Source organism: Streptomyces sp. NPDC006174 (assembly GCF_040614075.1).
GTDB lineage: Bacteria > Actinomycetota > Actinomycetes > Streptomycetales > Streptomycetaceae > Streptomyces.
The window spans coordinates 296,327-309,183 of record NZ_JBEXTJ010000007.1; the positions used below are offsets into that span (position 1 = coordinate 296,327).

The following is a 12,857-nucleotide window of genomic DNA, read 5'->3' on the forward strand; positions in this document are numbered from 1 at the left end:
CCACGTGTCCGTCCCCATCAGCGAAAGCAGACCCATGGACTTCACCACCGCACTCGACCGCCACCTGGCGGCCGTCCGCGCCCGCGACCTGGCGGCCTACATGGCCACCGTCCACGACGAGGCGACGGTCATCCTGCCGAACGGGAGGACGGTGACGGGCGCCGAGGCCCTCCGCGCCTTCCACCAGAACTGGTTCGCGGATCCCGACTGGACGATGGAGACCGAGACGGTCCGGACCGTGGTGCACCAGGACACCGCCGTCGCGGTGCTCGACGTCCGCTACCGGGACCTGGACGAGGACGGCAAGCCGTACGCGATGCGCTACCTCCTCAGCCTGGTCTTCGCCCGCACCGAAGGCGACTGGCTGCTCGTCCACGACCAGAACACCCTCTGCTGAGATGCGCGGCCCACAGCGCCACACGCGCTACAGCCGTGCCGTGCGCCGAGCCGTCTCCACGGTCCCGCACTACCGGGAGCGGTACGCGGCGACCGGAACCCTGCCGCCGCTCACCCGCGACGAGGCCGACCTCCGGCTCCACCTGCTCATGCCGCTCGGCTCGTCGCTGCTCGCGCGCCGCGACCCCGGCCGGCCGGCCACCGAGCACCTCGCGGAGCTGCGCGACGCGCTGCGGATCGCCGGCCACCGGACCGGCGGCCGGCAGGTGTACGAGGTCACCACCGCGCTGCGCGAGCCCGTGCGCGCGTACGGCACCGACTGGCGCGTGCTGCTCGCCTCCACCGCGGACGCGCTGCCGCACGTCGTCGAGCGGTACGCCACCGGAGCTCGCGGACCGGGCCGCGACGCGCTGGTGGTCGGTGACGCCGGACAGCTGGACGGTGCCGTGGCCGTCGAGCGCTTCACTCTGGCGGCCGCCGCCCGGAACCGTCCCGCGCCCGGCGCTCTCTGGTACGAACCGTGGCTCGGCCACCTCGGCGGCGTCCCGGCCGACTGCGGCGAGCTGCACCTCAGCGCCGACCGCGTCCACGCCCGGCTGCTCGGCGGCGTGACCGTGCTGACGCTGCTGCGCCGGCGCCGCCCCACGTTCGTCCACGTCCGGCCGGAAGGCGCCGGCTCCTTCGCGCCCGCCTCCTGCCCCCGGCACGGCGTACCGATCCTCGGGAGAACACCGTGAACTCAGCCCTGGCACCCGTCATGCGGCTCGTGCCCGTCCTGCGCAACCTCGTACGGACCCACCGGCTGGAGCGGGCCTCGCCGGAGCGGCTCGACGCCGAACGGCGGCGCCTGCTGGTGGAGTTGGTGCGGCACGCGCAGGCGGACGTACCGCGCTACCGCGAGCTGGTCGCACCGGAGACCGCGGCCGCCTTCCGCGGCCCGGAGGACCTGCCGTCGCTGCCGACGCTGGACCGGGCCGAGTTCCACGACCGGGCGCCCGAGGAGCTGCTCGCGGCCGGTTTCACCACGGCGAACACCAAGGCGGGCACCACCAGCGGCTCCTCCGGCATCCCGATCACCATCCGCAACTCCGAGCACGACCTCGGCTATCTGCGCGCCTCGTACCTGTACGACATGCTGGCCTCGGGTCTGCGGCCGTGGGACCGGATGGCCTACTTCCGGGTCACGCCGTTCCTGCGGCATCCGCTGGAGCGGTTCGGGCTGCTGCGTACGTTCCACATCGACACCAGCACCACGCTGGACGACCAGGTCGCGGCCTTCCTCGCGGCCCGGCCGACCTTCCTCGTCGGCTTCCCGCATGTGATCGCCTCCGTGGTGGAGGAGCTGGAGCGGCGAGGCGTACGGTACGGGGCCGCGCGGCGGGTGCTGTTCGGCGGTGAGCGGCTGACGCCGACCGCGCGGGCCCGGGTGCTCGGCCATCTCGGCGCGCGCTGCCACGAGGTGTACGCCTCGGTGGAGGTGTTCACGATCGCCCGCACCTGCCGGCGCGGCGCACTGCATCTGCGGGCCGCGGACGTGGTGGTGGAGCTGGAGCAGGACGACGGTTCGGTCGTACCGGCGGACGGGACGCGCGAGGCGGAAGGCGAGATCCTGGTGACCCGGCTGCACAGCGAGGCGATGCCGCTGATCCGCTACCGGCTCGGCGACCGGGTCACCGTGGGCCCGGCCGACTGCGGCTGCGGGCGCCGCACGCCGGTGGTGCTGCGGGTGCAGGGCCGCAGCCAGGACCGGTTCCGCGGGCTGGACGGACGGGAGTTCTACGCCGACTTCCTCACGTACGCGGTGCAGGACTTCGCCGAGGTGTCCCGGATGCAGCTGGTGCAGGAGCGGCCGGGTCAGGTGACGGTACGCGTGGTCCTCGCGGCGGCCTCCGACACGGCCGTCACGGAGCGGATCGCGGCGGCCGTACGGGAGGCCGTTCCCGGCTTCGACGTACGGGCCGAGGCGGTGCGCTCCATCGCGCCGGAGGCCAACGGCAAGATCAGGATCGTGAAGGTGGAGGCTCCCGCGCGCTGAACCCCGGAGGGTCCGGCCGCACGGCCGGACCCTCCTTTCCGTACCTCCGTACCTCCGTACCTCCGCACCGGCTCAGATCGCCCGGCGCTCCTCCAGCGCGGCCCGCCAGGACGGCGGGAGGTTGCGCACCACCTCGATGCCGGAGAAGACCGACGGCTCCTGCGGACCGACCTCCTTGACCCAGGCGGCCATCCTGCCGATGCCTTCCTCCAGGCCGACGTGCCGGTCGCCGGTGGACAGGATCTTGCGGGCCTTCTCGTGGGTGGCGTAGGCGTCACGTACCTCGTTGCGCTCGGGCAGGTGGTTGACGCGCAGCTCCACGCCCATCGCCTCGCAGACGGCGGTGGCGATGCGGTTGACGCTGTAGACGTGGTCGCCGCCGATGTTGAAGACCTCGTTGTACGCCTCCGGGATCTCCACGGACCGGGCGATGGAGGGCGCCACGTCCTTGATGTAGCTGAAGGCGCGGGTCTGTTCGCCGTCGCCGAAGACCGTGAAGGGCTCGCCGCGCAGGGCCTGGTTCATGAAGATGCCGATGACGTTGCGGTAGCGGTCGCCGATGTTCTGGTACTCGCCGTAGACGTTGTGCGGCCGGAAGACGATGTACGGCATGCCGAACATCTCGTGGGTGACGCGGAGTTCCTGTTCGACGGAGAACTTCGCGATGCCGTACGGGTCCTCCGGAGCGGGCACCAGGTCCTCGCTCATGGGCAGTTGGTTGGCGCCGTAGACCGCGATGGACGAGGTGAAGACGAAGCACCGAACCGTACCCGCGTTGACGGCGGCGTTGATGAGGTTGACGCTGCCGACCACGTTGTTCATGTAGTTGAACCGCTTGATGAAGTGGCTGAGCCCTTCGGCGGCGTACGCGGCGAGGTGGAAGACGTAGTCGACGCGGTGGGCGGCGAAGACGGCGTCGACCACCTCCGGGTCGCAGACGCTGCCGTGCCGGAACTCGGCGGCGTCGGGGACGTTGGCGCGCTCGCCGCCGCTGAGGTCGTCGAGGACGATGACGCGGTGGCCTGCGGCGAGCAGTTCGCGGGCCACGTGCGATCCGATGAAGCCGGCGCCTCCGGTGACGAGCGAGACGGGGACGGGAGGGGCGAGGTTCATGCCGGTTCCATTTCCTTTTCCTTGGCGGAGGTTTCCTTGGCGGGGCTTTCCTTGGCAGGGGTCTCTTCGGCGGGAGCGGTGGCCTGCGCGGCGGCGGTCGGGTGCGAGAGTTTCAGCAGGCGCAGCGCCGGGCCGGTCATGACCGTGGTCAGCACCGCCATCACGACGAGCACGGTGAACGCGTTCTGGTTGATGAGCCCGGCGTCCAGTCCGGCGCGGAGCACGACGATCTCGGTGACACCGCGCGCGTTCAGCAGCACACCGAGCCCGAGCGACATCCGCCACGGCAGTCCGGCCGTACGGGCGGTGACGGCGGTACCGGCGAGCTTGCCCACGACCGCCGTGACGACCGCGACGGTCCCGGCCAGCAGCAGGCCCGCGTGGCCGGTGACCTGCGTGAGGTCCACGGTCATGCCGACGGAGACGAAGAACAGCGGCAGCAGCAGCCGGCGGTTCACCGAGTCGAGCCGTGTCTGTACGGCGGTGAGCGCGGTGCCCGGCCGGTGCGGGACCAGCATCCCGGCCAGGAAGGCGCCGAAGATCGAGTGGACGCCCATCACATCGGTGACCCAGGCCAGCGAGAAGGCGAGCACCAGCAGCGCGAGCAGCCGGACGGCCGACGACACACCGGTACGGTCCGCCCAGCGGTCTGCCGCGCGCACCAGCGGACGGCCGGCGATCAGGACGACGGCGGCGAACGCGGCCGCGAGCAGCACCGTCCCGCCCGCGCCCCAGACGCTGCCGGCCGTCGCCACCGCCATGGCCGTGGCCAGCGCGCACCAGGCGATCACATCGCAGGCGGCGGCGCAGGTCATGGCCATGGTGCCGAGCGGATGGCGGGCCAGGCCCGACTCCTGGACGATCCGGGCGAGGACCGGGAAGGCGGTGATGCTCATCGCCGTACCGAGGAAGATCGCGAACGGGACGAAGCCGATGCCGCCGCCGGCGAACTCCCGGTAGACCAGCGCCGCCGACAGCACGCCCAGCACAAACGGGATGATCATGCTGCCTTGGCTGACCGCGCCGACCACCCGTCCGCTGCGCCGCACCTGGGAGGCGTCGAACTCGGAGCCGACGGCGAACATGAAGAGGATCAGTCCGACCTGCGCCAACACGCCGAGCAGCGGTTCGGCCGCCTCCGGATAGAACAGCTCGGTGGATCCGGGAAAGATTCCGGCCAGGAACGACGGGCCGAGCAGCAGGCCGGTGGCGATCTCGCCGATGACCGGCGGCTGGCCGAGCTTACGGGCCAGCAGACCGCCCGCCGTGGCGGCGGCGGCCACCGCGGCGAGGGCGAGGACGACCCGGAGCACGGTCTCGGCGACATGCGGGCCCTCGGCGGGCGGCCCGGCTCCGGCACCTCCCGTACCACCGGGTTCCGGAGTACCGAGGCCGAACGCGAGCGCGGCGACGAGCACGCCGACGGCGGCAACGGAGATCAGCAGCGGATAGACGATGCCACGCCAGGCGGGCAGTTTCGCGGGGCGCGACGGAGGCTGGGTCATCGTGGTGCTCCAAGGTCGGTCGGCACGGTGGGCCGCGTGATGGACGGGGTCGTACGGGTCTCGGGCGCGCGGCTGCGGAAGGTGCGGCTCCGGAGCAGGAGGCGGGCGAGCACGGCGTGGGCCACCTCGCCGACGGTGAGCGCGGTGACCGCGCCGAGCGCGCCGAGCGCCGGCACGAGGAGCAGGCCGGACAGGACGGCGCAGAGCAGGCCGCCCAGCGCGCTCACGGCGGTGGCCCGCAAGGTGTGCGGAGTGGCGTTCTCCAGCAGGTAGTTGAGGCTGCCGACGGTGAAGACGATCGGCACGCCGAGCACGTACAGCAGCAGGACGGCGACCGGTGGCGCAACGAGCCCGGACTGCTCCGCCGACCACGCCAGCCACAGACTCCCGGCGCTCCACACCGCTCCCACGGCCGCGACCGGCAGCAGCCGCCGGACCACGCGGCGGTCCAGCGAGGCGGGATCCACCGACCGGAGAGTGAGCGACACATGCGGCTGGAAGAGCCGCAGCAGATAGCCGAAGCCGTTCAGCAGCACCGACGAGGCGAGGATCATCAGATACAGGTGGCCGGTCTGCTCGTGGTGCCGGGAGGCGCCGAGCAGCACGAAGAGGACGCTCACCGTGCCGGAAGCCGCGATGTCGCCGCAGGCCATCAGCGCGGCGGTGGTCATCACCGGCCGTACGACCCCGCCGCGCACCGGCCGGCCGGTGGCCCGGTACAGGGCCGGCAGCTGCGCCAGGTTGAGGAGCGCGGTGCCGCCGAGGATCCAGCCGGTGAAGGCCTCCGGGCCCCAGCCGAGCAGGCTCGCTCCGCCGGCTCCGGTGGCGATGACCAGCGACAGCGCCGCGAAGTTCAGGACGTCGGCGCGGTTGCGGTCCAGGGCCCGGCAGAGGCCGACCAGGACGGTGTTCAGCCCGAGCAGCGCGGCGTAGAGCCCGGCGAGCAGGCCCAGCGCGACCGTGGAGCCGCCGCCGGACCGCACGAAGAGCGCCGTGCCGGCCAGCCAGAGCACGGCCGCACCGGCGAGCAGCAGCGCGGAGGCCAGGAGGACGGTGATGAGCTGAGGTCCGGTGCGCAGCGCTCTGGGGACGAGTTTCAGCGCGGACTTCTCGATGCCGAGCGTGGTGAGGGTGGTGAGCACCTGGGCGGTGCCCATGGCGGCGGCGTACGGCTCGTACCCGGCCTCGCCCCAGCTCGCCAGCAGGACCGCGTTGGCGCCGAGCAACGCCAGCCGGAAGGCGGTGCGTCCGGCGAGCAGGGAGGCCAACGACCGTGCGGTGGGACGGCGGTCGGGGCGGAAGGAGGTGGCGGTGGGCGCCCGGTCCGGTGCTGGGGCCCGGCCCGGGCCGCCGGACGTCGCGGTCACGCCGGTGCGGTGCGGGCCGGATCGGCGGCCGCGATGCAAGCACCGGACGCCACCGGCGCCACCGCGTCCGACGTGACGAACCGGCCCTTGCCGCCCGCCGTGATCTCGACGCTCTCCGCCCGCACGACCTCCAGCGGGAAGTCGCAGCCCGCCACCGCCAGCAGCCGCTCCCGCACCGCGGCGGTCAGCTCGTCCCACGCGGCCGGGAGAAGCTCTCCGTCCGGCACGACGTTCAGCCGTACCGCGCCTTCCCGGTCCTGCACCACACCGCACTCCGCGATACCGGGAAAGGTCGCGGCCAGGTGCAGGAACGTGTCCGGGTACAGCTGGCGGCCGTTCGGCAGGGTCACGGCGTCGTTGACGCGGCCCGCCGTCAGCCGCAGGGTCCTGAAGCGCCGGCCGCACGGGCACGGCCCGGTGTCGATCCGGCCCACGTCACCCAGGTCGTAGCGGATCAGCGGCATCGCACGCTCCATGAACGCGGTCACCACCACCCGGCCCTCACCGCCGTCCGGCACCGGCCGGCCGTCCGGCCCGAGGATCTCCACGAGCAGCCGGTCCTCCGCGAGGTGGGCCCGCTGGTGGAGGCACTCGTACGCGATGTTGAGCACCTCGAACGCCGAGTACTCGTCATGCACCGGCACCCCGAACTCCCGCTCCAGCAGCGCCCGGTGCTCCGGCACGAGCAGCTCGGACTCCGTCATCACCAGCCTCAACGTGGAGCGCAGAGCGGTGAGTTCGGCCGGGCCCAACGCCCTTAGCAGTGACCGCAGATGGACCGGATAGCCGATGATGACCTGTGGCCGGGCGGCGAGCAGCTCGGCCGTGATCTCGTCCATCGGCCGGTCGGTGAGCAGCACATGGCGGCGGAACAGCCCGGCCTTCTGGTAGCCGCGCGCGGGTGGTGCGAACGGCCGGATGTGCGAGAGCCGGTCGGTGGGCCGGTAGCGGCCGGTGGCCAGGAACCGGCGTACGCAGGAGGCGAGGTGGTAGTCGTGGCTGCGGTGGTCGTGGACGACGGTGACCCGCCGCCCGGTGGAGCCGCTGGTGCGGAAGGTGGGCAGGGTGCCGGGATCGGATCCGTCCGCGAGGAGCTCCTCCACGGGCCGGCTCCGCAGGACCTCCTTGTCGATGACCGGCAGCCGCGCCACCTCGGCGAGCGAGCGCAGCGGGCCGGTGCGGTAGGCGGGGTGCGCGCGGTAGTACGGGACCCGGGCGCGGGCGTGCGCCAGCATCCGGTTCAGCTGGGCGAGCTGGCGCCGGCGCAGCGCGCGCCGGGACCCGTACTGCCGGGCGTACGTGACGGGCACGTACCAGGCCTCTCGGAGGAACATCGTCCCACTCCCCTTCTGCCGTGAGGCCCGTCAGGCAGCCGTGCCGGACACGGCCGAGCGGCGGCGCGGGACGACGCGGCCGAGCGCGCTGAACCAGCGGGTCGGCGCGAAGAGCACGAAGAGCGCGATCACGACATGCGTGATGATCATGGCGAACGCCTCGTGCTTGCTGGCCGGGTGGCCGAGCCGCACCGTCATGTGCGAGGCCCAGGTCCACACCTCGGGGATGGTCTGCCACTGCGGGTCGGTGTGCTCGTTGATCGTGAGGTACGCGAGGTCCTCCAGGCCCGAGAGCATGATCAGGAGCATCGCGTAGCCGAGCCGGCGCACCAGTTGCGCGGCGCCGCCGCCGATCCGGAAGCAGAAGAGGAAGGTCAGGATCAGGAACGGCGTGAGCGTCAGGACGTAGTAGTACAGCTCGGGATGGTTCTCCGCGTGGAAGAAGATCTTCGGCACGAAGTAGAGGAAGTAGAGCATGAAGCAGAGCGGCGCGAAGAGGTGCAGCCGCAGCTTCTGCGCCCATTCCGGGTCGAGTTGGGCGAGCGCCTCGGTGGCGAGGACGAAGGGCACCAGTTTGAAGAGCATGACGCCGAGGCTCTTGACCTCGCGTTCGTGCGGCATCACGAACCACACGACGGCCGCGAAGACGAGGGCTAGTGAGGCCAGGATGAGGAAGGGCGCATGGCGCCGGAGCGTGGTCAACGCTTCTCCGTAAGCAGATCGGTGCGGATGGGGGCGGCGGATGCCGCGGCGGGTTCGGGAGCGGCGGCCGGCGCGGTCGCGGCGGTGCCCGGCGCGTCGGGTTCGACGCCGAAGCGGAGGAGCGACTTCGCCTTGGCCTGCGCCTCGCGGAGCTCGGCGTAGGTGTCGGCGACCAGCAGGAGGTAGCCGATCTTGTGTCCGGCCTGGGTGTAGCGCCGGACCCGGGAGCCAGGAGTCGGGAAGATGCGCAGCTCGGCGGTCTGCGGCAGCGCGCGGACCGCGTCGGCGCCGTCGATGGTGCGCAGGATGCCGTCGGTGTCGGTGGACAGGATCTGCAGGGCCGTCTTCTTGTCGTGGCGGGCCTGGAGGTCGAAGGGGAGGCCGAGCGCGAGGCGGAGCGCGGCCTCGTAGGTGTCGATGCCGTACGCGTGCCGGACGAGCAGCGGCATGCCGTTGCCGCCGAGCCGGGCGCCCATCTCGATGAAGCGGATCTCCTCGGTGCGGTCGACCACGAAGTCGAAGTTGACCGGGCCGTCCGTGTGGCCGAGCGCGCCGCAGATGTCCATGACCATCGAGCGCAGCGCGATCTCGGTGACCGGCGCCAGCTCGGCCGGGACCGTGTGCCCGGTCGTGATCATGTGCGGCGCGCCGGTGGTGGAGCGCTCGGTGACCGCGATGGTCGCCAGCTTGGCGTCACGGAGGAACGCCTCGGCGGAGAGGTGCCGGCCGAGCAGCATCTCCTCGACGATCACCTCGCCGGAGAAGGAGTACGTACGGGCCTCGGCGGCGGCCGCAGGCAGTGCGGCCTGGTCGGCGACGACCTGGACGCCTTTGCTGCCGGAGGAGTCGCTCGGCTTCACGATCACCGGCATGGGCAGCGCGGCGGCGGCGAGGCGCAGCTCCACCGGGTCGGCGGACTGGACGTAGGCGTACGTCGGCAGCCCGAGCCGCTCCAGCACCTCGTGGAAGTACCCCTTGTCCACCGAGGCCCGCACCGCGTCCGGCGCCGGCCGGTACGGAGTCTTCAGCAGCCGGCTCAGCTCGGCCACCGACTCCTGGGCGGCGTCGCTCGCCGGAGAGATGACCGCGGCGATGTCGAGGTGGCCGACCATGGCGGCGATCCGCTCCGGGGCCCGGGTGGTCATGCAGAGGAACAGGTCGGCGGCGAAGGCGCCGAGCGCGTGCGGACGCTGGTCGACGCCGACGACTCCGTACCCGAGTCGGCGCGCCGCGTGGTAGGCGGGCAGCTGGTCCTCGCCGCCGCCCAGCACGAGGATGTGAGGCTTGGTCATGGCAGGTTCCCTGTCTGGAGCAGCGACGCGGGCGCCGCCCGGCCGGTGGACTTCTCTGGATGGGGGTGAGGGTCGGTGTGCGTTCCGGCGTGCGGGTCGGCGTACAGGTAGTCCTGCGGCCGTACGGGCACGTTGGCCTCGCGGATCTGGTAGCGCGGCAGTCCGGCGCTGCCGCGCATGACGCGCACCAGGTAGCGGGCCAGCAGGGCCAGCGCGCCGAGACCGGCCGTGTGCAGCAGGACCGAGGCCAGCGCCAGCGGCTGGAGTCCGCTGCCGGCCGCCGTCAGTGCCACGGCGGCCGCCGCCGCGCCGAGTGCGGCGAGGTAGATCAGCGCGAGCGGCCGGTAGGAGAAGCCGACGAAGAGGTCGGCGGCGTGCCGGAACAGCTTCGCCAGCGACCATTTGGCCACGCCGGCGGCGCGTGGTGAGTGGGCCGTCTCCACCGTGGTGTACCGCGCACCGATCAGCGGAAGGGTCGCCAGGAAGTACGGAGTGCTGACCTTGCAGGCGGCGACCTTGCGGGCCACCGAGGTGCGCACCACCCGGAACACCGAGGCGTGGACCGGCAGTTCGATGCCGAGGATCCGGGTGGCGATGGCCTGGTGGCCGACCGTGCCGAGCCGGCGGTACCAGGGGTCCTGCCGGCCGGTGCGGACCGCGAACACCGCGTCGTAGTCGCCTTCGACGGCCCGCCGGGTGAGTTTGTGGATTTCGGCGGGCGGTGACTGCAGGTCGGCGTCGAGCTGGACGGTCCATTCCTTCGACGCGTACGAGAATCCGGCGGTGAAGGCCGATTCGAGTCCGAAATTACGGGCGAAGGAGATATAGCTGACGCGCGGGTCGTCGGCGGCGAGCCGCTTGATGATGGAGAGAGTCGCGTCCGTACTTCCGTCGTCGACGAAAAGGATTTCGGCATCCCCGTACGGATACACCTCCTCCTTGATACGCAGGTATGCCTGCTCTATGCATTCCTCCTCGTTGAAACAGGGCACCATCGCGGTGATGGAAAGCGTGGCAGGCATCCTGGCCATCGTCGTCGTCCCTCTGCTCGCGCCCGGATGAAGGTCCGTCCGGATCAGTCGAACATCGCGCTCATGGTCTCGTGCGTGGCCGCCTTCTCCTGGTCCGCGCGGCTGGCCCAGCAGGTGTTGAGGATGATGCGGGTCCTGTCCGCGTTCAGCGGGACCGTGCGGTGCAGCGTGGTGTCCGAACGCAGCAGGTACAGCTCGCCCTTGGCGTGGCCGTAGCTGCGGATCGGGTGCTTCTGCAGGTACTCCTGGACGCGCGGGTCGTCCTTGTTCCAGTCGGTGTGCGGGATGCACTGGAGCATGCCGCCGTACTCCAGCGACGGCGCCTCGATCAGCCAGATGACGGTGAAGCTGAAGTCGCCCCAGTGCCAGCCGTGGGTGTCACCCTTCTGGTGCTGGCGGGTGATGATGTACTTCTCCTCGTCCCACGGGCAGCCCATGACCTCCTCCTTGGCCAGCCGGGAGAGGAAGTCCTTGAGCGCGGCGGACTCGTAGACGGCCGGGATCAGCGAGCCGTCCGTGGCGATGGCCTTCTGGCCGACCGTGGACATGTAGCGCGGCGAGTCGCCGGTCTCCTTGAGGCGGATGTCGATGCGCTTCTGGTGGGTGTCGATCAGCTCGTGGGTCTCCTGGGCGACCGCGTCGAAGACCTCCGGCGAGACCAGGCCGGGCAGCTTGACGTATCCCTCTCGGCGGAAGTGCTGCGAGAGCCCGAGCACCTCGTGGTCGTCGGCGAACCGCTCCGCGATGTTCTTCGCGATCAGCTCTTCGATGTTCTCGGTGGTGATGTCGTTCTGCGACACGGTGGACTTCCCCTCGAATAGGAACCGCTGTTGACCCCTTGAGTCTCAGGAAATCCCGCCCGGTCCGGTAGTGCCGGGCTCACCGATTACGCATGAGGAAGCCATCCGCCCGCCGGACGTGAAGATCTCACATCGCGTATGAGGAACTCATGGGACCGGTCGCCGGTGAAATATCCACGCTTGCAGGAGCCGACCTGTTGCGGTCAAATCCCCAAGGATGTTCCGTGCGATGATTTCGATGAACGGGAGAGAACAAAGATGGCGAGAACAGCGGTGGTGGCCGGCGGAGCGGGATTTCTCGGCTCGCATCTGTGCGAAAGGCTGCTCACGGACGGCTGGCGCGTCGTGTGCGTCGACAATTTCGTCACGGGCTCACCGGAGAACGTGGCGCATCTGGTCGGCGACGGGTTCCGGCTGGTCGAGGCCGATGTCACGGTGGGCATACCGGCGGTCGATGGCCCGGTCGACGCCGTACTCAATCTCGCCTCGCCCGCGTCCCCGATCGACTACCTCCAACTGCCCCTGGAAACCCTGCGGGTGGGCTCGGAAGGCACCCGCCACCTGCTCGACCTGGCCCGGGAGAAGGGCGCGCGGTTCGTCCTGGCCTCCACCTCGGAGACGTACGGCGACCCGCTGGTCCATCCGCAGCCGGAGAGCTACTGGGGCAACGTCAACCCGGTCGGGCCGCGTTCGGTGTACGACGAGGCCAAGCGGTACGCCGAGGCGATCACGATGGCGTACCGCCGTACGTACGGCGTCGACACCGGCATCGTCCGGATCTTCAACACGTACGGGCCCCGGATGCGCGCCCACGACGGCCGCGCCGTGCCCACCTTCATCCGCCAGGCGCTCGCCGGGCAGCCGATCACCGTGGCCGGCGACGGCTCACAGACGCGCTCGCTCTGCTACGTCCCCGACCTGGTCGACGGCATCGTCCGGATGACCGGTTCGGAGCTGGCGGGCCCGGTCAACCTCGGTAACCAGGAGGAGATCTCGGTCCTCCGGCTCGCCGAGTGGATCCGTGAGCTCACCGGCTCCGCCTCCGCCATCGTGCACGTGGAGCGCCCGACGGACGACCCGTCGATCCGCCGGCCCGACACGGCGAAGGCACGCGAAGGGCTCGGCTGGAGCGCCCGGTTCACGACGGAACGCGGCCTCACCGCCACGATCGACTGGTTCCGCGGCCGGCACATGGCCGACGTGGCGGACCTCCAGCTCGCCGGTGCAGAGGAAATGTAGAACGCGCTGCCACCCTGCAGCCCTGGAGCAACCGGATCGGGGA

The 12,857-nt window shown here is 71.2% G+C and carries 12 protein-coding genes; 4 read left to right on the plus strand and 8 right to left on the minus strand.

The window, feature by feature from the left end:
• The first annotated feature begins 34 nt into the window (after positions 1-34).
• Genes ABZ267_RS18410 through ABZ267_RS18420 form a run of 3 tightly spaced genes read left to right on the plus strand, consistent with a single transcriptional unit; the run spans position 35 to position 2,431 of the window.
• Complete coding sequence (locus ABZ267_RS18410; RefSeq protein ID WP_356746562.1) at positions 35-397, plus strand: nuclear transport factor 2 family protein; 363 nt, start codon at positions 35-37, stop codon at positions 395-397.
• Position 398: 1 nt separating this feature from the next.
• On the plus strand, positions 399-1,133 hold the full coding sequence (locus ABZ267_RS18415) for a hypothetical protein (protein WP_356746563.1): 735 nt from the start codon (positions 399-401) through the stop codon (positions 1,131-1,133).
• Positions 1,130-2,431: a phenylacetate--CoA ligase family protein gene (locus ABZ267_RS18420; RefSeq protein ID WP_356746564.1), complete on the plus strand. Its 1,302-nt coding sequence runs from the start codon at positions 1,130-1,132 to the stop codon at positions 2,429-2,431. Before ABZ267_RS18415 ends, ABZ267_RS18420 begins: the two co-directional genes overlap by 4 nt.
• Positions 2,432-2,503: 72 nt before the next feature.
• Here the strand turns inward: ABZ267_RS18420 and ABZ267_RS18425 are convergent, their stop codons facing one another.
• From ABZ267_RS18425 to ABZ267_RS18460, 8 genes are read right to left on the minus strand one after another with little or no spacing between them, the layout of a single operon-like run.
• Complete coding sequence (locus ABZ267_RS18425) at positions 2,504-3,544, minus strand: NAD-dependent epimerase/dehydratase family protein (protein ID WP_356746565.1); 1,041 nt, start codon at positions 3,542-3,544, stop codon at positions 2,504-2,506.
• Entirely contained in the window at positions 3,541-5,049 is a 1,509-nt protein-coding gene (locus tag ABZ267_RS18430) for a cation:proton antiporter (protein WP_356746566.1), read from the minus strand. Before ABZ267_RS18430 ends, ABZ267_RS18425 begins: the two co-directional genes overlap by 4 nt.
• Positions 5,046-6,416, minus strand: coding sequence for a hypothetical protein (locus ABZ267_RS18435; protein WP_356746567.1), 1,371 nt, complete (start codon positions 6,414-6,416; stop codon positions 5,046-5,048). Before ABZ267_RS18435 ends, ABZ267_RS18430 begins: the two co-directional genes overlap by 4 nt.
• Positions 6,413-7,750, minus strand: coding sequence for a phenylacetate--CoA ligase family protein (locus ABZ267_RS18440; RefSeq protein WP_356746568.1), 1,338 nt, complete (start codon positions 7,748-7,750; stop codon positions 6,413-6,415). The genes ABZ267_RS18435 and ABZ267_RS18440 overlap by 4 nt, the downstream gene beginning before the upstream one ends.
• Before the next feature lie 30 nt (positions 7,751-7,780).
• Positions 7,781-8,452, minus strand: a complete 672-nt coding sequence (locus ABZ267_RS18445) for a hypothetical protein (protein WP_356364027.1) — start codon at positions 8,450-8,452, stop codon at positions 7,781-7,783.
• Positions 8,449-9,744 (minus strand): ATP-grasp domain-containing protein, encoded by a 1,296-nt coding sequence (locus ABZ267_RS18450; protein ID WP_356746569.1) that lies wholly within the window; start codon positions 9,742-9,744, stop codon positions 8,449-8,451. Before ABZ267_RS18450 ends, ABZ267_RS18445 begins: the two co-directional genes overlap by 4 nt.
• Positions 9,741-10,766, minus strand: a complete 1,026-nt coding sequence (locus tag ABZ267_RS18455; protein ID WP_356746570.1) for a glycosyltransferase family 2 protein — start codon at positions 10,764-10,766, stop codon at positions 9,741-9,743. The genes ABZ267_RS18450 and ABZ267_RS18455 overlap by 4 nt, the downstream gene beginning before the upstream one ends.
• A 53-nt stretch (positions 10,767-10,819) precedes the next feature.
• On the minus strand, positions 10,820-11,575 hold the full coding sequence (locus tag ABZ267_RS18460) for an ArpA protein (RefSeq protein WP_356746571.1): 756 nt from the start codon (positions 11,573-11,575) through the stop codon (positions 10,820-10,822).
• Positions 11,576-11,833: 258 nt separating this feature from the next.
• Between ABZ267_RS18460 and ABZ267_RS18465 the strand changes: the two genes are divergently transcribed.
• The gene (locus tag ABZ267_RS18465) at positions 11,834-12,814 is read left to right on the plus strand and encodes a UDP-glucuronic acid decarboxylase family protein (RefSeq protein WP_356746572.1); all 981 of its coding nucleotides are present in this window, start codon (positions 11,834-11,836) and stop codon (positions 12,812-12,814) included.
• The last annotated feature ends 43 nt before the right edge of the window (positions 12,815-12,857 follow it).

Excerpts from the sequence above, each read along its gene's own strand:
- ABZ267_RS18450 (WP_356746569.1), bottom strand. The coding sequence starts at position 9,744 with ATGACCAAGCCTCACATCCTCGTGCTGGGCGGCGGCGAGGACCAGCTG.
- ABZ267_RS18430 (WP_356746566.1), bottom strand. The coding sequence starts at position 5,049 with ATGACCCAGCCTCCGTCGCGCCCCGCGAAACTGCCCGCCTGGCGTGGC.
- ABZ267_RS18410 (WP_356746562.1), top strand. The coding sequence starts at position 35 with ATGGACTTCACCACCGCACTCGACCGCCACCTGGCGGCCGTCCGCGCC.
- ABZ267_RS18425 (WP_356746565.1), bottom strand. The coding sequence starts at position 3,544 with ATGAACCTCGCCCCTCCCGTCCCCGTCTCGCTCGTCACCGGAGGCGCC.
- ABZ267_RS18455 (WP_356746570.1), bottom strand. The coding sequence starts at position 10,766 with ATGCCTGCCACGCTTTCCATCACCGCGATGGTGCCCTGTTTCAACGAG.
- ABZ267_RS18440 (WP_356746568.1), bottom strand. The coding sequence starts at position 7,750 with ATGTTCCTCCGAGAGGCCTGGTACGTGCCCGTCACGTACGCCCGGCAG.
- ABZ267_RS18465 (WP_356746572.1), top strand. The coding sequence starts at position 11,834 with ATGGCGAGAACAGCGGTGGTGGCCGGCGGAGCGGGATTTCTCGGCTCG.
- ABZ267_RS18415 (WP_356746563.1), top strand. The coding sequence starts at position 399 with ATGCGCGGCCCACAGCGCCACACGCGCTACAGCCGTGCCGTGCGCCGA.